The following is a 19469-nucleotide window of genomic DNA, read 5'->3' as shown; positions in this document are numbered from 1 at the left end:
GAGGCGGTCAGCAAGGGCGTCAACGACAACGACCTCGCGGTGGTGTCCGTGCTGTCGGGCAACCGCAACTTCGAGGGCCGGATCAACCCGGACGTGAAGATGAACTACCTGATGTCCCCGCCACTGGTCGTGGCCTACGCGCTGGCCGGCTCGATGGACGTCGACATCACGACCGAGCCGCTGGGCACCGGCACCGACGGCGCGGACGTCTACCTGCGGGACATCTGGCCGACCAGCCAGGAGGTGCAGGAGGTCGTGGACTCCGCGGTCGCGGCCGAGATGTTCAGCCGGGGCTACGCCGACGTCTTCGCCGGCGACGAGCAGTGGCAGAACCTCCCGACCCCCACCGGTGACACCTTCGAGTGGGACCCGGAGTCGACCTACGTCCGCAAGCCCCCCTACTTCGAAGGCATGCCGGCCGACCCCGAGCCGGTCAGCGACATCGAGGGCGCGCGGGTGCTCGCCAAGCTCGGCGACTCGGTGACCACCGACCACATCTCACCGGCCGGCTCCATCAAGGCCGACTCGCCGGCCGGCGCGTACCTCCAGGAGCACGGCGTCGACCGCCGCGACTTCAACTCCTACGGGTCGCGTCGCGGCAACCATGAGGTGATGATCCGGGGCACCTTCGCCAACATCCGGCTGAAGAACCTGATCGGACCCCGGCCAGATGACATTCCTGTGGGCGGCTTCACCCGTGACTTCACCTCGGACGGCGAGGTGGCGACCATCTACGACGCCGCCCAGCACTACGCGGAGGCCGGCACCGCGCTGGTGATCCTGGCCGGCAAGGAGTACGGCTCCGGCTCGTCCCGTGACTGGGCGGCGAAGGGCACCGCCCTGCTCGGCGTCAAGGCGGTCATCGCCGAGTCCTACGAGCGGATCCACCGGTCCAACCTCATCGGCATGGGCGTCCTGCCGCTGCAGTTCCGCGACGGCGAGAGCGCCGGGTCCCTCGGACTGACCGGCGAGGAGGAGTTCTCGGTCACCGGGGTGACCGAGCTGGACGAGGGGCGCACGCCGCGAGAGGTCACCGTGTCGGCGACCGGAGCAGGCGGGGCGCCCGTCGAGTTCCAGGCCCGGCTGCGCATCGACACGCCGGGGGAGGCGGACTACTACCGCCACGGCGGGATCATGCCGTACGTCCTCCGGTCGCTGCTCCGCGACTGATCGACCTCCCGCCTTCCCGGGATGCCCCGCGCGGGGCACCAGAGCAGAGGGGACGAGTCGGACGTTTCGGGGCCGTTACGAACTTGTGACTTCCCGCGGGCCGCTACCGCTGAGTACGTTGTGCCCCACAACATTCTCGGCGGCCCCCGGACCGGGAGGCCGTGTCCAGTGGAAGGGCACCCTGACATGCGGATGCGGAAGATGGCGGTGGCCGGCGTAGCCGTGCTCACCCTGCTGCTCGCGGCCTGTGGCGGCGACGACGACGACGGTGGGACGGACAACAGCGGCTCCGGCGACAAGAGCAGCAACAGCGCCGAAGGCGGCAAGGTCGGCGTGCTCCTGCCGGACGCGGCCACCTCGCCGCGCTGGGAGAACAACGACCGCCCGCTCCTGCAGGAAGCGATCGAAGCCGCGGGCTACGACGCGATCATCCAGAACGCCTCCAAGGACGTGAACAAGTTCGCCCAGCTCTGCGACTCGATGATCAACCAGGCCGTCAACGTCCTGTTGGTCACAAACCTGGACTCGGAGAGCGGCGCCGCATGTGAGCAGAAGGCCAAGGACGCCGGCATCCCGAGCGTCGACTACGACCGGCTGACGCTGAACGGCTCGGCCGACTACTACGTCTCGTTCGACAACGTCGAGGTCGGCAAGCTCATGGGCGACGGCCTCATCCAGTGCCTCGACGACGACGGCAAGACCTCCGCGAACATCGTCAAGATCGACGGCGACCCGACCGACAACAACGCCTCGCTCTTCGCCGAGGGCTACGACGGGGCGCTCAAGCCGAAGGTCGACAGCGGGGACTACAAGATCGTCGGCGACCAGACCGGCAAGTGGGACGCGACCGTCGCGCAGACGACCTTCGAGCAGCTCTACACCAAGAACAACGGCAAGGTGGACGGCGTCATCTCGGCCAACGACACGATGGCCGGCGGCATTGTCACCGTCCTGAAGAACAACGGCGTAGCCGGCGATGTGCCGGTCACCGGCCAGGACGCCTCCGACGAGGGCCTGCAGCGGGTCATCGCCGGCACCCAGTGCGGCACGGTGTTCAACGACATCAAGGTCGAGGCGGACGCGGCAGTGGACCTGGCGGTCGCCATCCTGCAGGGAGGCAGCGCTGCCGAGGACCTGGTCAACGGCGAGGTCGAGGACGCCGAGGCCGGCCGCCAGGTGAAGTCGGTCTTCGCGAAGCCTGTCTGGATCACCCAGGACAACGTGCAGGACGTGTTCGACGCCGGCTACACCACGGTCGACAAGGTCTGCACGGCGGACTTCAAGGCCGCCTGCGACAAGCTGGGCGTCTCCTAGCAGGTCCGTCGGACCAGGCAAGTCCTGAGCAGGAGGGGGTCCGGCCCGGCAGGTCCGGCCGGGCCCCCTCGCCTCGACGGCAGCGAGGATCTAGCGTGCTGCTCGTCCTTCCCTCCGCACCGACGAGAGGCGACGTGCCATGACGACGATGACCAGCGAGGTGGGCGGCGCGCAGTCCGCCCGCACGGAGCCGCTGCTGGAGCTGCGCGGGGTCAACAAGAGCTTCGGCGCCGTTCAGGTGCTGCACGACGTCGACCTGGTCGTGCGCAGCGGCCGGGTCACCGCACTGGTCGGCGACAACGGCGCCGGCAAGAGCACGCTGATCAAGGGGGTCGCCGGGATCTACCCGTTCGACCGCGGTGACTACTTCTTCGACGGCGCGACCGTCCACGTCCACAACCCGAAGCAGGCCAACGCGCTGGGCATCGAGGTCGTCTACCAGGACCTCGCCCTGTGCGACAACCTCGACATCGTCCAGAACCTCTACCTCGGCCGGGAGTCCCTCAGCGGTGGGTTCCTCGACGAGCTCACGATGGAGGAGCGCGCCGCCGAGACGCTGGCGGGACTCTCGGTGCGCACCGTCAAGTCGATCCGGCAGAAGGTCGCCAGCCTGTCCGGCGGCCAGCGGCAGACCGTGGCCATCGCCCGGGCGGTCCTCTGGAACTCCAAGCTGGTCATCCTCGACGAGCCGACGGCCGCGCTGGGCGTCGCACAGACCGAGCAGGTGCTGCAGCTGGTGCGCCGCCTCGCCGACCGGGGCCTCGCCGTCATCCTGATCAGCCACAACATGAACGACGTGCTGGCAGTCGCCGACGACATCGCGGTGCTCTACCTGGGCCGGATGACGGCGCAGGTCGAGGCCAAGGACGTCACCCACTCACAGGTCGTCGAGCTCATCACCGGCGGTGCGCACTCCGAGAAGGCCGACGAGAGCGGGGTGACGGAATGAGCCAGACAGCCGTCCGGGGCGAGTCGCCCGAGACCCCGCCCGAGCTGCCACCGGCGCCACAGCTGAGCCTCGGTGACTCGGCCCGCGAGTACGTTTCCCGCGTCCGTGGCGGTGACGTGGGGCCGCTGCCCGCGATCCTCGGTCTCATCGTGCTGCTCGTCGTCTTCTCGGCGATGCGCCCGGACACCTTCACCAACTCGTTCAACTTCGCCAACCTGCTGATCCAGAGCGCACCGGTCATCGTCATCGCCATGGGACTCGTGTTCGTCCTGCTGATCGGCGAGATCGACCTGTCGGCCGGCTACACCGCCGGCGTCGCCGGCGCGATCCTCGGTGTCGTCGCCACCCGGAACGGCCAGCCGTGGTGGCTCGGCGTGATCGCCTGCCTCGCCATGGGCGCGGTGATCGGCGGTTTCATCGGGCTCCTCGTCTCACGCTCGGGCATCCCGTCCTTCGTCGTGACCCTGGCCGCCTTCCTCGGCCTCCAGGGCCTGCTGCTGCAGATCATCGGCGAGGGGGGCACGATCCGGATCGAGAGCGACACGGTCCTCGCGATCATGAGCAAGAACCTGCCGATCTGGCTGGGCTGGACGCTCTACGTCGTCCTCATCGTGGGCTACGCCGCCATCACGTACCGCGCGATGTCCACCCGTCGATCGCGCGGGCTGGTCACCCAGACGCAGTCCGTGTGGGCGGTCAAGGTCGGGGGGCTGGCCGTGCTCCTCGGCCTGTGCACCTACTACCTGAGCGAGGAGCGCAGCCGGAACCCCGCGGTGACCTCGATCAAGGGGGTGCCGATCGTCATCCCGGTGGTGCTGGTCCTGTTGATCGTGCTGACACTGCTGCTGAGCCGCACGGTCTTCGGTCGACACGTCTATGCCGTCGGCGGCAACGCGGAGGCAGCGCGCCGGGCCGGCATCAACGTCGAGCGGATCAAGCTGCTCTGTTTCGTCATCTGCTCGACCGTCGCCGCGATCGCGGGGGTCCTGCTCGCGAGCCGGGTCAACTCGGTGACTCCGTCGACCGGTGGCGGAGAGACACTGCTCTACGCGGTCGGTGCGGCGGTCATCGGGGGAACCAGCCTCTTCGGTGGCAAGGGCCGCCCGGCCGACGCCGTCATCGGCGGTCTGGTGGTCGCCGTCGTGGCCAACGGCATGGGCCTGCTCAACCAGCCTGCCGCGGTCGTCTACATGGTCACCGGTGGCGTCCTCCTCCTCGCCGCGGGCGTCGATGCGCTGTCGCGGCGGCGCGCCGCGGCGTCCGGACGGGCCTAGCAGGCCTGACGATGACGGTCCTGGCACGTGGGGCACGCGGGGCCAGGTCAGAGGACGTCCGCAGGGGCAACCTCTCGACCCTGCTCCGCTACGTCCACGTGCACGGGCCGACCGCGCGCAGCCATCTCACCGCCGTCCTGGGGCTGAACCGCAGCACCATCGGTGACCTGACCAGCGACCTGGTCACGGCCGGTCTCCTCCGCGAGGAGGCCGGTCGGGCCGACCGCCCGGGTGCCGCCGAGCGGCCGTCCGGCGCGGGAGGACGGCCCTCGCATGTCGTGTCGCCGGAGTCCGAGCGGGTCCAGGTGCTGGCGGTCGACGTCGGCGTCACCCACCTGACGGTGGCCCGGGTCGGTCTCGGTGGCGTGGTGCTCTCGCGGCGGGACCGCAGCTGGGGCCGCGGCCCCGGCGGCCGTCGCCCGCGGACCGTGTCGTCGGCCGTCCTGCGCGAGGCCGGCCGGCTGCTCGGCGAGGTCCCGGCCGGGGTGACGGTGGCCGGCGTCGGGGTCGCCGTGCCCGGCATGGTCCGTAGGCAGGACGGCTGGGTCCAGCAGGCGCCGAACCTCGGCTGGCGCGACGTACCGCTGGGCGTGCAGCTGGCCGACGCGCTCGGGCTCCTCGTCAGCGTGGGCAACGACGCCGACCTGGGGATGCGGGCCGAGCACGTGCGCGGTGCCGCTGCCGGGGTCGACGACGCCGTCTACCTCTCCGGGCACTCGGGCATCGGCGCGGGGATCCTTGCGGGCGGGGTGCCGCTCGGCGGCCGGGCCGGCTTCGCCGGCGAGGTCGGCCACACCGTCGTGCACCCCGCCGGCCTGGTGTGCCACTGCGGCTCCACCGGCTGCTGGGAGACGGAGTGCGGCGAGGAGCGTCTCCTCGAGCTCGCCGGGCGGGCGCCGGGCGGTGGCATCGCCGGCGTCCGCGAGGTCCTCGCCGCGGCCTTCGACGGCGACCGGGCGGCGATCGCGGCGCTGCAGGAGGTCGCGACCTGGCTCGGCCGGGGGACCGCCAACGTCGTCAACATGCTCAACCCGGAGGTGGTCATCCTCGGCGGAGCGCTCGCCGAGGTGTTCGTCGCCGCCGGTGACAGGGTACGCGAGGAGGTGGTCCGCACCGGGCTGGCCGCGCTGGTCGGGGAGGCCCGGCTCGTGGTGCCCGCTCTCGGCTCCGACTCCACCCTCGTCGGCGCCGCCGAGCTCGCCTTCGAGCCGCTCCTCTCCGACCCGCTGCAGGCGATCGCCCGCCGGACCGCGTCCTGACCAAGACCCGACTGCTCGACCCGCCCTCGATCCGCCCTCGATCCCCAAGGAATGCCATGAGCACCGACCGCACCCCCACCCCCGCCGACAAGTTCACCTTCGGGCTGTGGACCGTGGGCTGGCAGGCGCGGGACCCCTTCGGCGACGCGACCCGCGACGCCCTGGACCCGGTCGACTCGGTGCACCGCCTCGCCGAGCTGGGGGCGTACGGCGTCACCTTCCACGACAACGACGTGTTCCCCTTCGGCAGCGACGACGCGGCCCGCGACGGGCACATCAAGCGGTTCCGCCAGGCGCTGGACGAGACCGGGCTGGTCGTGCCGATGGTCACGACCAACCTCTTCACCCACCCGGTCTTCAAGGACGGCGGCTTCACGTCCAACAACCGCGACATCCGGCGCTTCGCGATGCGCAAGGTGATGCACAACCTCGACCTGGCCGCGGAGCTCGGCGCCAAGACCTACGTGTTCTGGGGTGGCCGCGAGGGCTCGGAGACCGACTCCGCCAAAGACGTGCGGGCCGCGCTGGACCGGTTCCGCGAGGCGATCGACACCCTCGCGCAGTACGTCACCGACCGTGGATACGGCATGCGCTTCGCCCTGGAGCCCAAGCCGAACGAGTCGCGCGGCGACATCCTCCTGCCCACAGTGGGTCACGCGCTGGCCTTCATCTCCACCCTCGAGCACCACGAGATGGTCGGCCTCAACCCCGAGGTCGGGCACGAGCAGATGTCCAACCTCAACTTCGTCCACGCGATCTCGCAGGCGCTGTGGCAGGACAAGCTCTTCCACATCGACCTCAACGGCCAGCACGGCCCGAAGTTCGACCAGGACCTGGTGTTCGGCCACGGCGACCTGCTCAGCGCCTTCTTCCTCGTCGACCTGCTCGAGAACGGCGGGGCGACCGGCGGCTGGGACGGCCCCGCCTACGACGGCCCGCGGCACTTCGACTACAAGCCGATGCGCACCGAGGACCTCGACGGCGTGTGGGCGTCCGCGGCGGCCAACATGAGCACCTACCTGCTGCTCAGGGACCGGGCGGCCGCCTTCCGTGCCGACCCCGCGGTGCAGGCGGCGCTGCAGGCGGCCCGGGTGCCCGAGCTGGCGGTGCCGACGCTCGCCGACGGCGAGTCCTACGCCGACCTGCTCGCCGACCGGTCGGCCTTCGAGGACTTCGACGCCGACGCCGCCGCGGCCCTGGGCTACTCGTTCGTCCAGCTCGACCAGCTCGCCGTCGAGCACCTGCTGGGCGCCCGCTGACGATGCCCTCCACGCCCCCGGCGGCACGCACCCTGGTCGCGGGCGTCGACTCGTCCACCCAGGCCTGCAAGGTCGTCGTCCGCGACGCCGGGACAGGTGCGCTCGTCCGCTTCGGCCGGGCGCCGCACCCGGACGGCACCGAGGTCGACCCGCAGGCCTGGTGGGATGCCCTGCAGGTCGCCCTGGCCGCCGTCGGCGGCCTGGACGACGTGGCGGCCCTCTCCGTGGGGGGCCAGCAGCACGGCATGGTCTGCCTCGACGAGGCCGGCGACGTCGTACGCCCCGCTCTGCTCTGGAACGACGTACGGTCCGCGGCAGCCGCCCGGGACCTGCTCGGCGAGCTCGGCGGGGGACAGGCCTGGGCCGACGCCGTCGGCGTGGTCCCGGTCGCGTCGATCACCGTCACCAAGCTGCGCTGGCTCGCCGACAACGAGCCCGACCACGCCGCCCGCACGGCCGCGGTCTGCCTGCCGCACGACTGGCTGACCTGGCGGCTGGCCGGCTCCGGTGTCCAGGACGTCACCACCGACCGCAGCGACGCGAGCGGCACCGGCTACTGGTCGGCGGCGACCGGCGACTACCGGCTCGACCTGCTCGAGCGTGCCCTCGGTGCCCGGCCCCACGTGCCGCGCGTCGTGGCCCCGCACGACGTCGCCGCACACCATGCCGCCCACCACGGCGCGGTGGCGCTCGGACCCGGGGCCGGTGACAACGCGGCCGCGGCCCTGGGCGTCGGCGCACGCCCGGGCGACGTCGTCGTGTCGATCGGGACCTCGGGGGTCGTCAGCGCCGTGGCCGACGTGCCGGCCAAGGACCCGAGCGGCATCGTCGCCGGCTTCGCCGACGCGACCGGCCGGCACCTGCCGTTGGTGTGCACCCTGAACGCGTCGCGGGTCCTGGACGCCACGGCCCGGCTGCTCGGCGTCGACCACGACGGGCTGTCCGACCTCGCGCTGGCCGCACCCGCAGGCGCCGACGGGTTGGTCCTGGTGCCCTACCTCGAGGGCGAGCGGACGCCGGACCGGCCGGACGCCACCGGCGCGCTGCACGGTCTGACCCTGACGTCGTCGACCCGGGCGCACCTGGCCCGGGCCGCGGTCGAGGGGCTGCTGTGCGGGCTGGCCGACGGGCTGGACGCGCTGTGCGAGCAGGGCGCTCGGGTCGAGCGGGTGCTGCTGGTCGGCGGCGGTGCCCGGTCGAGGGCGGTGCGCGAGCTGTCGCCGGCCGTCCTCGGCTGCCAGGTGGTGGTCCCGGAGCCGGGGGAGTACGTCGCCGACGGGGCTGCCCGGCAGGCCGCCTGGGTGCTCGCGGGCGGCGACGAGCCACCCGGCTGGGCGACCGCCTCGACGACGACGTACGACGCGGACCCGACCCCCGCGGTGCGCGACCGCTACGCCGAGGTCCGGGACATGACGGCCCGGGCCGTCAACCGCTGACGGGCGGTCGATCGCTAGGGTGCCGCGGTGCCCGGAGCCGCCGCGATCGCCGTGCTCTCGGTCGCGGTGCTGCTCGCGGCGATGGTCCAGGGTGCGGTCGGCATCGGCTTCGCCCTGGTCGCGGCGCCGGCGGTGACCCTCGTCGACACCGACCTGATGCCGGGCCTGATGATCCTGCTGGGCTTCCTGCTGCCGGTGCTCACCTTCGTGCGGGAGGCGGCGCACACCCGGTGGGGCGGGCTCGGGTGGGCGCTGGGCGGGCGGGTTCCCGGCACGGTCCTCGGGGTCCTGGTCGTCGCCACGGTCGACGACCAGGTGCTGGCCGTCGTCGTGGGCGTCGTCGTCCTCGCGGCGGTCGCGCTCACCTGGTACGTCGTCGAGGTGCCGGACACGCCCGCGACCCTGGCCGGCGCCGGACTGGTGTCGGGCGTGACGGGGACGGCCGTCTCGATCGACGGGCCGCCGGTCGCGATCGTGCTCCAGCACCTGTCCGGGCCCGAGCTGCGGGCCACGATGAGCGCCTACTTCGTCGGCGGCGGGATGCTGTCGGTCGCCGGTCTGGCCATCGGCGGCGAGCTGCGGGCGGCGCAGGCCGCGACGGCTGCCGTGCTGCTGCCGGCGGTGGTGGTCGGCTTCGCGCTGTCGGGGCCGCTGCGCCGGCACGTCGACGCCGGCCGGACCCGCGCGGCGGTGCTGGGCGTGTGCGCCGTGTCGGCGCTGGCCCTGCTCGGCCGGGCCGTGGTGGGCTGACGGCATGGAGCGTGCGGTCGTACCTCCGGGGTGGCCGGCCGAGGTGCTGCCACCGGGCACCCCGGGCTGGGAGCGCTCGGCGACCGGGTGGCTCTTCGACCTGTGCCCTGCCGACTACCGGGCGCACGAGGTCCTGCGGCGGCACCCGGTGGTTCTGGCCCGGTTCGCCGTCCACCACGTCCAGGCGGGCATCGAGGCGGCCCGGCGGGGGCTGGGGACGGTCCGGGCCGACCTGCGCGACGTCGCGGACCCCGAGACGGTGGCGGCAGCCGTCGCCGCCTACGAGCGCGAAGGGGCGCGGCTGATGGCGGCGGCCCGTGCGGTGGACCTGGTCGAGCAGGCGCTGCGCGGCCGGCGGTTCGTCGCCCGCCTCTGAGTCCCGCAAGGGAGCGGTCCCGAGTACGGTCCGGTGATGACCACCGAGCGGCAGGTCCGGATAAAGATCAGGGGTGAGCTCACGGACCTCACCGACGAGCAGCGGGCCGGTCTGCGGGCCGAGGCGCCGGACCACGACCCGCTGTCCGCGACCGGGTCGTCCTTCACCCGCGAGGGCCACGTCACCTACGAGATCGATGCCCGACCGTTCTTCACCTTCCGCTTCGCCGACTCGGCCGAGACCGACGACGAGCTGGCCGTCGCGGCCGACCGGGCGGTGTCTGCCGCCCGGGCCTGGCTGGACGCGCGCGGCCTGACCTACCGTCTGCGGGAGCCCCAGGTCGAGGACCTGTCGCAGGCGCCGCAAGGGAGCCGGCAGCGTCGTGAGCAGCGCAAGGGCTGACCCGGCGGGGCACGCACGTAGACTCGGGCGGGTGCTGGAGCAGATCCACGGACCCCGCGACCTGCGGCGGCTCGACCACGACGAGCTGGCCGCCCTGGCTGCCGAGATCCGGGACTTCCTGGTGCGCTCGGTGTCGAAGACCGGGGGACACCTCGGGCCCAACCTCGGTGCGGTCGAGCTGACCCTCGCGCTGCACCGGGTCTTCGACTCGCCGCACGACCGGATCCTGTGGGACACCGGTCACCAGGCCTACGTGCACAAGATCGTCACCGGCCGGGCAGGGCGCTTCGAGGGGCTGCGGCAGAAGGGCGGCCTGTCCGGCTACCCCAGCCAGGCCGAGTCCGACCACGACGTGATCGAGAACTCCCACGCGTCGACCGCGCTGTCCTACGCCGACGGGCTGGCCAAGGCCTTCCAGCTGCGCGGCGAGACGGACCGGCACGTGGTCGCCGTCGTCGGCGACGGCTCGCTGACCGGTGGGATGGCGTGGGAGGCGATCAACAACATCGCTGCCGACCACACGCGGCGGCTGGTCATCGTCGTCAACGACAACGAGCGGTCCTACGCCCCCACCATCGGCGGTCTCGCCCACCACCTCGCGACGCTGCGCACGACCCGCGGCTACGAGCGCTTCCTCGAGTGGGGCAAGCGGGTGCTCGGCCGCACCCCGGTGGTCGGCCAGCCGGTGTTCGAGGCGCTGCACGGTGTGAAGAAGGGCATCAAGGACATCGTCGCCCCTCAGGGCATGTTCGAGGACCTCGGCCTCAAGTACGTCGGGCCGGTCGACGGGCACGACATCGAGGCCGTCGAGCACGCGCTCAACCGTGCCAAGGGCTTCCACGGGCCGGTGCTCGTCCACTGCATCACCCGCAAGGGACTGGGCTACAAGCACGCCGAGGACGACGTGGCGGACAACTTCCACGGCATCGGCGTCATCGACCCCGAGACCGGTCAGCCGATCTCGAGCTCCGGTCCCTCGTGGACCAGCATCTTCGCGGACGAGATCGTCGCCATCGGCCGGGAGCGGCTCGACGTCGTCGGCGTGACGGCCGCGATGCAGATCCCGGTCGGGCTGGACAGGTTCGCCGCCGAGTTCCCCGAGCGGGTCTTCGACGTCGGCATCGCCGAGCAGCACGCGACGACCTCCGCCGCAGGGCTGGCGATGGGCGGCCTGCACCCGGTGGTCGCGGTCTACGCCACCTTCCTCAACCGGGCCTTCGACCAGGTGCTCATGGACGTCGCGCTGCACAGGTGCGGCGTCACCTTCTGCCTGGACCGGGCCGGCGTCACCGGTCCGGACGGCGCCAGCCACCACGGCATGTGGGACCTGGCCGTCCTGCAGGTGGTGCCCGGCCTGCGGCTGGCAGCCCCGCGCGACGCGGTCACCCTGCGCGCTCTGCTGCGCGAGGCGGTCGCCGTCGACGACGCACCGACGGTGGTGCGCTACCCGACCGGCGCGGTGGGCGCCGACGTGGTCGCCGTCGAGCGGGTGGGCGGCACGGGCACCAGCGGCGCGGGCACCAGCGGCGCGGTCGACGTGCTGCGGCGGTCGGCTGACGCCGCCGACGTCCTGCTGGTCTCCGTGGGCGCGATGGCCGGCATGTCGCTCGAGGTGGCCGAGCGCTGCGCCCAGCAGGGCATCGGCGTCACCGTCGTGGACCCGCGGTGGGTCAAGCCGGTGCCGGAGACCGTGGTGCGGATGGCTGCCGACCACCGGTGCGTCGTCGTGGTCGAGGACGGCGTCCGGGCCGGCGGTGTCGCGGGAGCCGTCACCCTGGCCCTGCGCGACGCCCGGGTGCCGGCCCCCGTGCGCAGCTTCGGGGTCCCGGTCGAGTTCCTCGACCACGGCACACGTGCCGAGGTGCTGCTCGAGATCGGCCTCACCCCGCAGGAGATCGCCCGCGACATCGTCGAGACGGTGGCCAGCCTCGAGGCACCGGTCGAGCACCGGGCTCCGAGCGACGCGGCGCCCGCGGACTGACCTCAGTCGCCGTCCCCGTCGCCCATGCCGAGAGCCGCTCCCAGGCTCGCTCCGCCCGCGCCGCCCGCGGCCAGCAGCCACCGCATGTCCGGCCAGTCGGCGGAGCTGGTCAGGGTCGCCCCACGGTCCGGGTCGACCGAGGCCACCTGCTCGGCCAGCGGCACCCGGGCGCTGCTCTCGAGCTCCTCGGGGGTCGTCCGGAAGCGGCTGCGACTCGGCTCGCTCATGGTGTGATCATGGAGCCCCGTCCGGGGTGGCGCAAGGGTGGGCAGCCGGCCCGCCGGTCAGCGTTCCGGGCGCACGTCCACCAGCCGGCCGACCTTGTCGATCCGGTGCTCGGGGTTGCCGAGGGCGGTCGGACCAGTGGTCGCCCGCCGCGTGGTCCTCGGGCGTCGCACAGGTCGACAGGATGATCCACGCGTCGGTGGCTGGGTTCTCGCGGACGGCCAGGGACGGGCGCCGACTGGCTCATCCGGGAGTCGTGGTCGCGGAACGAGACCCGCAGGGTGCGGGTGATCCGGTAGTCGTAGACCCGGCCATCCGCCGTCACCAGCACATGGGCTCCTCGGCGCAAAGCCGGCAGCGCAGCTACGCGGGTGGCCCGGGTGGAGCAGGCTGGCATCCCTCACGGTAGGCACACTGCCCGACGGCGCGCCAGGAACGACGTGCTGGGGAACGAAACGACATGCTGGGGAACGACGTCAGCGGTAGAGGACGGCGCGCAGGTGCGGGGTCCCTACGGCGTCGTCGCGGAGCACGATCTCGGCCGGCCGGCCGCCCTCCGGTGCCAGTGACACCTCGTCGGCGGTGAGCAGCACCGGCCGGGGAAAGCCGCGTTCGCCGGCCGGCGTGGCGGCGGCCGCCGCAGCCGTGAAGGCCGGGTCGATCCTGGTGAGGTCCAGCCAGCCGCGACGCCGCATCGGGACCGCGGCGGCGCGCAGCCCGGTGCCGTCCTGGGCAGCCAGCGCCTCCCGCAGGGTGCGGGAGGCGAGAAGCGTCACCACGTCGCAGTCGCCGATCGGCCGCAGCGTCGACCCGTCGCGCAGCCGCTCGGCGGCGACGGCACCCATCCGCTCCAGGTAGGCCAGGGCCTCCGGCCACCAGGGCGCGGGGTCGATGCCGGCGGCGTCCAGCGCCGACTGCGGCACGACCACGACCTCGTCCGGGTCGGACTCGGCGGCGACGAAGCCGAGGCCCACGTCGAGGGCACCGCCGAGCACCCGGAGCCGGATCCAGTCGAGGCCGGGGTGCAGCGGGTGGTCGACCGGCAGGCCGACCGGGCGGGCCAGCTCGCGCAGGTGGTCGGGGTGGGTGCGGGCGACGATGCGCCGGCCGCGCAGGAAGGCACCGACCCGGTGGCGGCCCAGGTCACTCTCGGGGTCGGCCCCGGACAGCGCGCGCCGCAGCTCGAGCCAGGTCACCTCGACCGGGACGTCCCCGCTCAGGAGCACGCCGTCGTCTGTCGGCACGATGTCGACGTCGTCGAGGACCGCGACGGCCAGGGCCAGCCGACGGAGGTCCACGGAGTCAGGTGCCTGCACGACACGACACTACCCGCGGGTCACCGGGCACAGACTCGGCCAGCAGGGTGAGTGACGCTCACTGAGCGTGACCGCCCGAGAAGGGCCGCGCGGCGCGGCCTTCAGCCCTGCTGGCCGATGTTGACCATCCAGCCGATGCCGAAGCGGTCGGTGCACATGCCGAACTCGTCGCCCCACATCTGCTTCTCCAGCGGCACCGCGACCTGGCCGCCGTCGGCCAGCCTGCTCCAGTAGCCGCGCAGCTCGTCGGCGTCGCTGCCGCTGAGGCTGATCGCGATGTTGTTGCCGGGCTCGTGCTTGGTGTCCGGCGGGTTGTCGGCGCCCATGAGGACCATGCCGTTCGGCGCGCTGAGCTGCCCGTGCATCACCTTGTCGGCCACCGGGCTGTCGGCCTGCCCGAACTCGCCGAAGGTGCTGATCGTCAGGTCGCCGCCGAAGATGTCGCGATAGGTCTCCATCGCCTCGCGCGCGTTGCCGTCGAAGGAGATGTAGGGGTTGAGGACGGAAGCCATGCGGTCGCTCCTCGCTAGATGCGTCGGGTGGTCGGGACTGTAGACCGGCCGGGCGACACCGAGTCATCGCCGACGGGCGGATACTCGGGAAGGTGACGAGCCGAGCGCCGGCTGCGGCTGCCGCCCTGGCCGCCCTGGCGGCACTGGCCGAGGACCCCGAGCGACACGTCGAGCCTCCGGAGGGATCCCGGCAGGTCGTCGACCCCCGTTACACCGTGGTCGTCACGCCCGACGGCCGGTGGGCCGGCGTGTGTGCGCTCCGGCTGCCCGCCGACGAGGCAGCCCTCGCGGCTGCGGTGGCCGACGTGCGCGCGCTGACGGCCGGGAGCGAGCTGGTGCTGTGGAACGCCGGGTCGTCCGCGACGCCCTCCGACCTGCCGCAGCGCCTCCGGACGTACGGTCTGCAGGACCCCGCCCCGCCCTTCGACCCGGTCTGCGCGGCCATGGTGCTCGACAGCGTCCCGCCGGCGGCCGACGGGGTGGAGGTCCGGCGGATCGGGACGTTCGAGGAGCACCTGGCCGGCCTCGAGGTCATGCTCGCGGCTGCCGAGTGGGCGCCCGAGCACGCCGCCGCCGAGCGAAGCCGGGCTCGGGACGTCTTCGACCGACGGACCCGTCGCGGCGGCTTCCAGTGGCTCGCGCTGGTCGACGGCGAGCCGGTCGCCTTCGGCGCGGCGGACCGGGCCGACGCCGGGCTCTTCCTGGCCGGCGGCTCGACGCTCCCGGCGGCCCGCGGGCGGGGCTGCTACCGGGCGCTGGTGCACGCGCGGTGGCAGGAGGCGCAGCGCCTCGGGCTGCCCGGACTGGCGGTCCAGGCGCAGTACGGCACGTCGGCGCCGATCCTGCGCCGGCTCGGCTTCACCGAGGTCGCGCAGGTGCACACCCTGCGCGACCCCTGACGCTCAGCCGCGCGGCAGGCTGGCGACCCCTGGCTCGAGGAAGCGGGCGCCGGTGACCCGCTCCGACACGCCTTCCCGGTCCAGGTACGGCGTCACACCGCCCAGGTGGAACGGCCAGCCGGCGCCGAGCAGCATCGCCAGGTCGATGTCGCGCACGTCGGCGACGACGCCCTCGTCGAGCATGAGCCGGATCTCCTGCGCGAGCGCGTCGAGAGCTCGGCGACGTACCTCCTCCTCGGTCAACGGCGAGGTGCCCTGCTGGAACAGCTCGGCCACCTCGCGGTCGACCGTCGGCGTGGCGCCCTCCCAGACGTAGACGCCGGTCTTGCCGGCCGCGACCAGCCGGCCGAGGTTCGCCGAGACTCCGAAGCGGTCCGGGAAGGCCTCGTGCATGGTCTCGGCGACGTGCAGTGCGACGGCCGGGCCGACCAGCTGCAGCAGCACGAACGGCGACATCGGCAGGCCGAGCGGTTCCAGCGCCTTGTCGGCCACCTGGAAGTCGGTGCCCTCGTCGACGGCCCGGGTCACCTCGCCGAGGAAGCGGGTGAGGAGCCGGTTGACGATGAAGGCCGGCCGGTCGGCGACCAGGACGCACGACTTCTTCAGCGCCTTGCCGACGGCGAAGGCGGTGGCCAGCGAGGCGTCGTCGGTCCGCTCGGCGCGGGCGATCTCGAGCAGCGGCAGGACGGCGACCGGGTTGAAGAAGTGGAAGCCGACGACCCGCTCGGGGTGCTCGAGCTTCGAGGCCATCTCGGTGACCGACAGCGACGAGGTGTTGGTCGCGAGCACGCACTCGGGCGAGACGACGGCCTCAACCTCGGCGAAGACCTGCTGCTTGACCTTCATCTCCTCGAAGACGGCCTCGATGACGAAGTCGGCGTCGGCGAAGGCCTCCTTGCCGGTCGACCCGGTGACGAGCGCCTTGAGCCGGTTGGCCTTGTCCTGGTTGACCCGGCCCTTGGCGAGCAGCTGGTCGACCTCGCCGTGCACGTAGCCGACGCCCTTGTCCACCCGCTCCTGGTCGAGGTCGGTCATCACGACCGGCACCTCGAGCCGCTGGGCGAACAGCATCGCGAGCTGCGAGGCCATCAGCCCGGCGCCGACGACGCCGACCTTGGTGACCTCGCGGGCGAGCGCCTTGTCGGGCGCCCCAGCGGGTCGCTTGGCGCGCCGCTGCACGAGGTCGAAGGCGTAGAGCCCGGCCCGGAGCTCCTCGCCCATGGCCAGCTCGAAGAGCGCCGTGCGCTCGGCGGCGATGCCCTCGACGTACGTCGCGGTGCGCGCGAGGGCGAGCAGCTCGATCGCGCGGTACGGCGCCGGGGCCGCACCGTGGACCCGCATGTCGGCGATGCCCTTGGCCCGGGCCAGCGCCTGGTCCCACGCCTCGCCCCGGTCGACCTCGGGTCGCTCCACCACGGTCTCGCCGCGCACGACCGCGGAGGCCCACTCCAGCGACCGCTCGAGGAAGTCGGCGGGCTCGAGCAGGACGTCGGCGATGCCGAGCTCGTAGGCCTGCTTGGCCTTGAGCATGCGGTTCTGGTTCATCGCGTTCTCGACGACGACCGTGACCGCCTTGTCGGCGCCGACCAGGTTGGGGAGCAGCTGGCTGCCACCCCAGCCGGGCACCAGCCCGAGGAAGACCTCGGGGAACGCGACCGCGGCGGCGCCGGCCGACAGGGTGCGGTAGTGGCAGTGCAGGGCGAGCTCGAGGCCGCCGCCCATGACCGCGCCGTTGACGAAGGCGAAGGTCGGGACCCTGGCGTCGCGCAGCTTGCGGAAGGTGTCGTGGCCGAGCGCGAAGTAGGCCTTGGCCTGCTCGGGCGTGCCACCCGCCTCCATCACCTTGAGGTCGGCGCCGACCGCGAAGATGAACGGCTTGCCGGTGATCGCGACGGCGACCACGTCGTCGCGGCCCAGCGCCTCGTCGACGGCGGCGCCGATGTTGGTCAGGCTCTTCGGCCCGAGCGTCGTGGGCCTGGTGTGGTCGAAGCCGTTGTCGATCGTGATGAGCGCCGCGGTGCCGCCGCCGTGGGGAAGCGCGACGTACTGCACCGGCGCGTGGGTGACGACCTCGTCCGGGAAGTCGATCAGGCTCGAAGGCGTCGGGCTCGTCACCGGTCGGCCATCCCCTCGAAGTGCGGGTTCTCCCAGATCACGGCGCCGCCCATGCCGATGCCGATGCACAAGGCGGTGAGGCCGTAACGGACCTCGGGGTGCTCCTCGAACTGACGGGCCAGCTGGGTCATCAGCCGCACGCCGGAGGACGCGAGCGGGTGGCCGACGGCGATCGCCCCGCCGTACTCGTTGACCCGTGGGTCGTCGTCGGCGATGCCGAAGTGGTCGAGGAAGGCAAGCACCTGCACCGCGAAGGCCTCGTTGAGCTCGAAGAGCCCGATGTCGTCGATGGTCAGGCCGGCCTTGGCGAGCGCCTTCTCGGTCGCGGGGACCGGGCCGATGCCCATGACCTCCGGCTCGACACCGACGAACGCGTACTGCACCAGCCGCATCCGGACCGGCAGTCCGAGCTCGTCGGCCACCTCTTCGGCGGCCAGGATGCAGGCGGTCGCGCCGTCGTTGAGGCCGGCGGCGTTGCCCGCAGTGACCCGGCCGTGCGCACGGAACGGGGTCTTCAACGTCGCGAGCTCCTCGACGGTGGTGCCCGGCCGCGGCGGCTCGTCGCCGGTCGCCAGCCCCCAGCCCTGGTCGACGCTGCGGGTCGCCATCGGGACCAGGTCGGCGTCGATCTTCCCGTTGGCGAGCGCCTTGGCGTACTTCTCCTGGCTGGCGGCCGCGAACGCGTCGCAGCGCTCCTTGGTCAGCAGCGGGAAGCGGTCGTGCAGGTTCTCGGCAGTCGCCCCCATGACGAGCGCCGACGGGTCGACCAGCTTCTCGGCGACGATCCGGGGGTTGGGGTCGACGCCCTCGCCCATCGGGTGGTGGCCCATGTGCTCGACGCCGCCGGCGACGACCACGTCGTAGGCACCGACCGCGATACCCCCGGACGCGGTGGTGACGGCCGTGAGGGCGCCGGCGCACATCCGGTCGATCGCGTAGCCCGGCACCGTCTTGGGCAGCCCGGCGAGCAGCGCCGCGGTGCGCCCGATCGTCAGGCCCTGGTCGCCGATCTGGGTGGTCGCGGCGATGGCCACGTCGTCGATGCGCTCGGGCGGCAGCTCGGGGCGGCGCCGGACCAGCTCGCGGATGCAGCGGATGACCATGTCGTCGGAGCGGGTCTCCGCGTACATCCCCTTGGGTCCGGCCTTGCCGAACGGCGTGCGGACCCCCTCGACGAAGACGACGTCACGGACGGTGCGGACGCTGCGGGCGGGTCGGCGCACGGGCACTCCTCGGCCGGGGTTCGGGCTCGGCCGATGCTACTCGTCAGTAACTACGTCCGCCAACCGGCCGCGGCGGCAGCGGAGGTACAGTCCCCGCCGCCGGCATCCTCCGGTTGCTCCGCTGCCCCTCGCACACCCCCCGGACCGATGCCGTCCTACTCCTGCGCACCCCGCGACGCCGATGACCTCCGACGCCGATGACGCCGATGACCTCCGACGCCGATGAGGCCGATGACCTGTCACCCCGATGACCTGAACGCGGCGTGCCGCGGCGACGAGACGGCCTTCACCCGGCTGTTCCGAGCCCACCAGCCACTGCTGCTGCGCTACCTGCGCCCCCTGGCCGGTGTCGCGCACGAGGACGTGGCGGCCGAGACCTGGGTGCAGGTGGTGCGCGGGCTGCGCGACTTCGACGGCGACCTGGACGGGTTCCGCGGCTGGCTGTTCACCATCGCCCACCGGCGCTGGGTGGACCACGTGCGGGCGGAGAGCCGCCGCCCGCCGCGCCAGGACGAGGCCACCGCACTCGACCTGCCGGCCCGCGAGCAGGTGGACGAGGTCGTGGAGACAATCCTGTCCACGGAGCGGGCGGTCGACCTGATCGGCCGGCTGGCGCCCGACCAGGCCGAGGTGGTGCTGCTGCGGGTGGTCGCCGACCTCGACGTCGCCGCCACGGCCCGGGTCGTGGGCAAGAGCCGGGGTGCGGTCCGGGTCCTCACCCACCGCGGCCTCCGCCGGCTGGCCACGCTGCTCGAGCGGGATCAGGTGCAGGTGTCGGGCACGGACCAGGACCTGGACCCGGACCTGGACCCGGACCTGGACCGACAGGTCGTCCGTCGGGGTGTAACGCGGCGCAGTCGCTCATCGGTGACAGAGGAGTCATGAGACACCAAGTCGTACGTCCGCGGGACCGCCGGGTCGCCGCCCTGCTGGCCGCCGCCGCTGCCCCTGCCGAGCGCCCGGTGCCCGGCGAGGCGGCGGCCCTGGCGGCCTACCGCGACGCGGTGGC

The 19469-nt window shown here is 72.8% G+C and carries 18 protein-coding genes; 13 read left to right on the top strand and 5 right to left on the bottom strand.

The features are described from left to right. The 11 genes from VK640_03650 to dxs form a co-directional block, all read left to right on the top strand. Positions 1-1170: aconitase family protein (locus VK640_03650; protein HTE72282.1), on the top strand; the 1170-nt coding region annotated here is incomplete at its 5' end. Between the two features lie 192 nt (positions 1171-1362). Beyond that, positions 1363-2484: a substrate-binding domain-containing protein gene (locus VK640_03645; GenBank protein ID HTE72281.1), complete on the top strand. Its 1122-nt coding sequence runs from the start codon at positions 1363-1365 to the stop codon at positions 2482-2484. Between the two features lie 148 nt (positions 2485-2632). Beyond that, positions 2633-3433 carry an ATP-binding cassette domain-containing protein gene (locus VK640_03640; protein ID HTE72280.1) on the top strand — a complete coding sequence of 267 codons (801 nt, stop codon included), beginning with the start codon at positions 2633-2635 and terminating at the stop codon, positions 3431-3433. Then, positions 3430-4707, top strand: coding sequence for an ABC transporter permease (locus VK640_03635; GenBank protein ID HTE72279.1), 1278 nt, complete (start codon positions 3430-3432; stop codon positions 4705-4707). Before VK640_03640 ends, VK640_03635 begins: the two co-directional genes overlap by 4 nt. Positions 4708-4718: 11 nt before the next feature. Then, the gene (locus tag VK640_03630) at positions 4719-5966 is read left to right on the top strand and encodes an ROK family protein (protein HTE72278.1); all 1248 of its coding nucleotides are present in this window, start codon (positions 4719-4721) and stop codon (positions 5964-5966) included. Positions 5967-6022: 56 nt separating this feature from the next. Further along, positions 6023-7225 (top strand): xylose isomerase, encoded by a 1203-nt coding sequence (gene xylA / locus VK640_03625; GenBank protein ID HTE72277.1) that lies wholly within the window; start codon positions 6023-6025, stop codon positions 7223-7225. A 2-nt stretch (positions 7226-7227) separates the two neighbouring features. Further along, positions 7228-8661 (top strand): xylulokinase, encoded by a 1434-nt coding sequence (gene xylB, locus VK640_03620; GenBank protein ID HTE72276.1) that lies wholly within the window; start codon positions 7228-7230, stop codon positions 8659-8661. 27 nt (positions 8662-8688) lie between these two features. Further along, positions 8689-9411, top strand: a complete 723-nt coding sequence (locus VK640_03615; GenBank protein HTE72275.1) for a TSUP family transporter — start codon at positions 8689-8691, stop codon at positions 9409-9411. A 4-nt stretch (positions 9412-9415) separates the two neighbouring features. After that, on the top strand, positions 9416-9787 hold the full coding sequence (locus VK640_03610) for a hypothetical protein (GenBank protein ID HTE72274.1): 372 nt from the start codon (positions 9416-9418) through the stop codon (positions 9785-9787). 36 nt (positions 9788-9823) lie between these two features. Further along, entirely contained in the window at positions 9824-10189 is a 366-nt protein-coding gene (locus tag VK640_03605) for a DUF6204 family protein (protein ID HTE72273.1), read from the top strand. A gap of 31 nt (positions 10190-10220) precedes the next feature. Continuing rightward, complete coding sequence (gene dxs / locus VK640_03600) at positions 10221-12170, top strand: 1-deoxy-D-xylulose-5-phosphate synthase (protein HTE72272.1); 1950 nt, start codon at positions 10221-10223, stop codon at positions 12168-12170. 2 nt (positions 12171-12172) lie between these two features. Here the strand turns inward: dxs and VK640_03595 are convergent, their stop codons facing one another. The 3 genes from VK640_03595 to VK640_03585 form a co-directional block, all read right to left on the bottom strand. Next, positions 12173-12397, bottom strand: a complete 225-nt coding sequence (locus tag VK640_03595; protein ID HTE72271.1) for a hypothetical protein — start codon at positions 12395-12397, stop codon at positions 12173-12175. A gap of 474 nt (positions 12398-12871) precedes the next feature. Beyond that, positions 12872-13711 carry a hypothetical protein gene (locus VK640_03590; GenBank protein HTE72270.1) on the bottom strand — a complete coding sequence of 280 codons (840 nt, stop codon included), beginning with the start codon at positions 13709-13711 and terminating at the stop codon, positions 12872-12874. Positions 13712-13812: 101 nt separating this feature from the next. Then, a complete protein-coding gene (locus tag VK640_03585) occupies positions 13813-14223 on the bottom strand; it encodes a VOC family protein (GenBank protein HTE72269.1) in 411 nt (136 codons plus the stop codon). Between the two features lie 92 nt (positions 14224-14315). Between VK640_03585 and VK640_03580 the strand changes: the two genes are divergently transcribed. Then, complete coding sequence (locus VK640_03580; GenBank protein HTE72268.1) at positions 14316-15122, top strand: GNAT family N-acetyltransferase; 807 nt, start codon at positions 14316-14318, stop codon at positions 15120-15122. A 3-nt stretch (positions 15123-15125) separates the two neighbouring features. Here the strand turns inward: VK640_03580 and VK640_03575 are convergent, their stop codons facing one another. Together VK640_03575 and VK640_03570 are read right to left on the bottom strand one after the other, a co-directional pair. Beyond that, positions 15126-17237, bottom strand: a complete 2112-nt coding sequence (locus VK640_03575) for a 3-hydroxyacyl-CoA dehydrogenase NAD-binding domain-containing protein (GenBank protein ID HTE72267.1) — start codon at positions 17235-17237, stop codon at positions 15126-15128. After that, the gene (locus VK640_03570; GenBank protein ID HTE72266.1) at positions 17234-18460 is read right to left on the bottom strand and encodes a thiolase family protein; all 1227 of its coding nucleotides are present in this window, start codon (positions 18458-18460) and stop codon (positions 17234-17236) included. The genes VK640_03575 and VK640_03570 overlap by 4 nt, the downstream gene beginning before the upstream one ends. 231 nt (positions 18461-18691) lie before the next feature. Between VK640_03570 and VK640_03565 the strand changes: the two genes are divergently transcribed. Next, positions 18692-19345 (top strand): RNA polymerase sigma factor, encoded by a 654-nt coding sequence (locus tag VK640_03565; protein HTE72265.1) that lies wholly within the window; start codon positions 18692-18694, stop codon positions 19343-19345. Positions 19346-19469: the final 124 nt, after the last annotated feature.

The sequence above is a fragment of the Actinomycetes bacterium genome, assembly GCA_035489715.1.
Classification (GTDB): Bacteria; Actinomycetota; Actinomycetes; order JACCUZ01; family JACCUZ01; genus DATHAP01.
The sequence above is the reverse complement of the archived record's forward strand: the minus strand, read 5'-3'. Positions and strand labels throughout refer to the sequence as shown.

What these genes read in the sequence shown, in the direction of transcription:
- VK640_03645 (HTE72281.1), top strand. Translation starts at nt 1,363, where the DNA reads ATGCGGAAGATGGCGGTGGCCGGCGTAGCCGTGCTCACCCTGCTGCTC.
- VK640_03640 (HTE72280.1), top strand. Translation starts at nt 2,633, where the DNA reads ATGACCAGCGAGGTGGGCGGCGCGCAGTCCGCCCGCACGGAGCCGCTG.
- VK640_03635 (HTE72279.1), top strand. Translation starts at nt 3,430, where the DNA reads ATGAGCCAGACAGCCGTCCGGGGCGAGTCGCCCGAGACCCCGCCCGAG.
- VK640_03630 (HTE72278.1), top strand. Translation starts at nt 4,719, where the DNA reads ATGACGGTCCTGGCACGTGGGGCACGCGGGGCCAGGTCAGAGGACGTC.
- xylA (HTE72277.1), top strand. Translation starts at nt 6,023, where the DNA reads ATGAGCACCGACCGCACCCCCACCCCCGCCGACAAGTTCACCTTCGGG.
- xylB (HTE72276.1), top strand. Translation starts at nt 7,228, where the DNA reads ATGCCCTCCACGCCCCCGGCGGCACGCACCCTGGTCGCGGGCGTCGAC.
- VK640_03610 (HTE72274.1), top strand. Translation starts at nt 9,416, where the DNA reads ATGGAGCGTGCGGTCGTACCTCCGGGGTGGCCGGCCGAGGTGCTGCCA.
- VK640_03605 (HTE72273.1), top strand. Translation starts at nt 9,824, where the DNA reads ATGACCACCGAGCGGCAGGTCCGGATAAAGATCAGGGGTGAGCTCACG.
- VK640_03595 (HTE72271.1), bottom strand. Translation starts at nt 12,397, where the DNA reads ATGAGCGAGCCGAGTCGCAGCCGCTTCCGGACGACCCCCGAGGAGCTC.
- VK640_03585 (HTE72269.1), bottom strand. Translation starts at nt 14,223, where the DNA reads ATGGCTTCCGTCCTCAACCCCTACATCTCCTTCGACGGCAACGCGCGC.
- VK640_03565 (HTE72265.1), top strand. Translation starts at nt 18,692, where the DNA reads ATGACCTGTCACCCCGATGACCTGAACGCGGCGTGCCGCGGCGACGAG.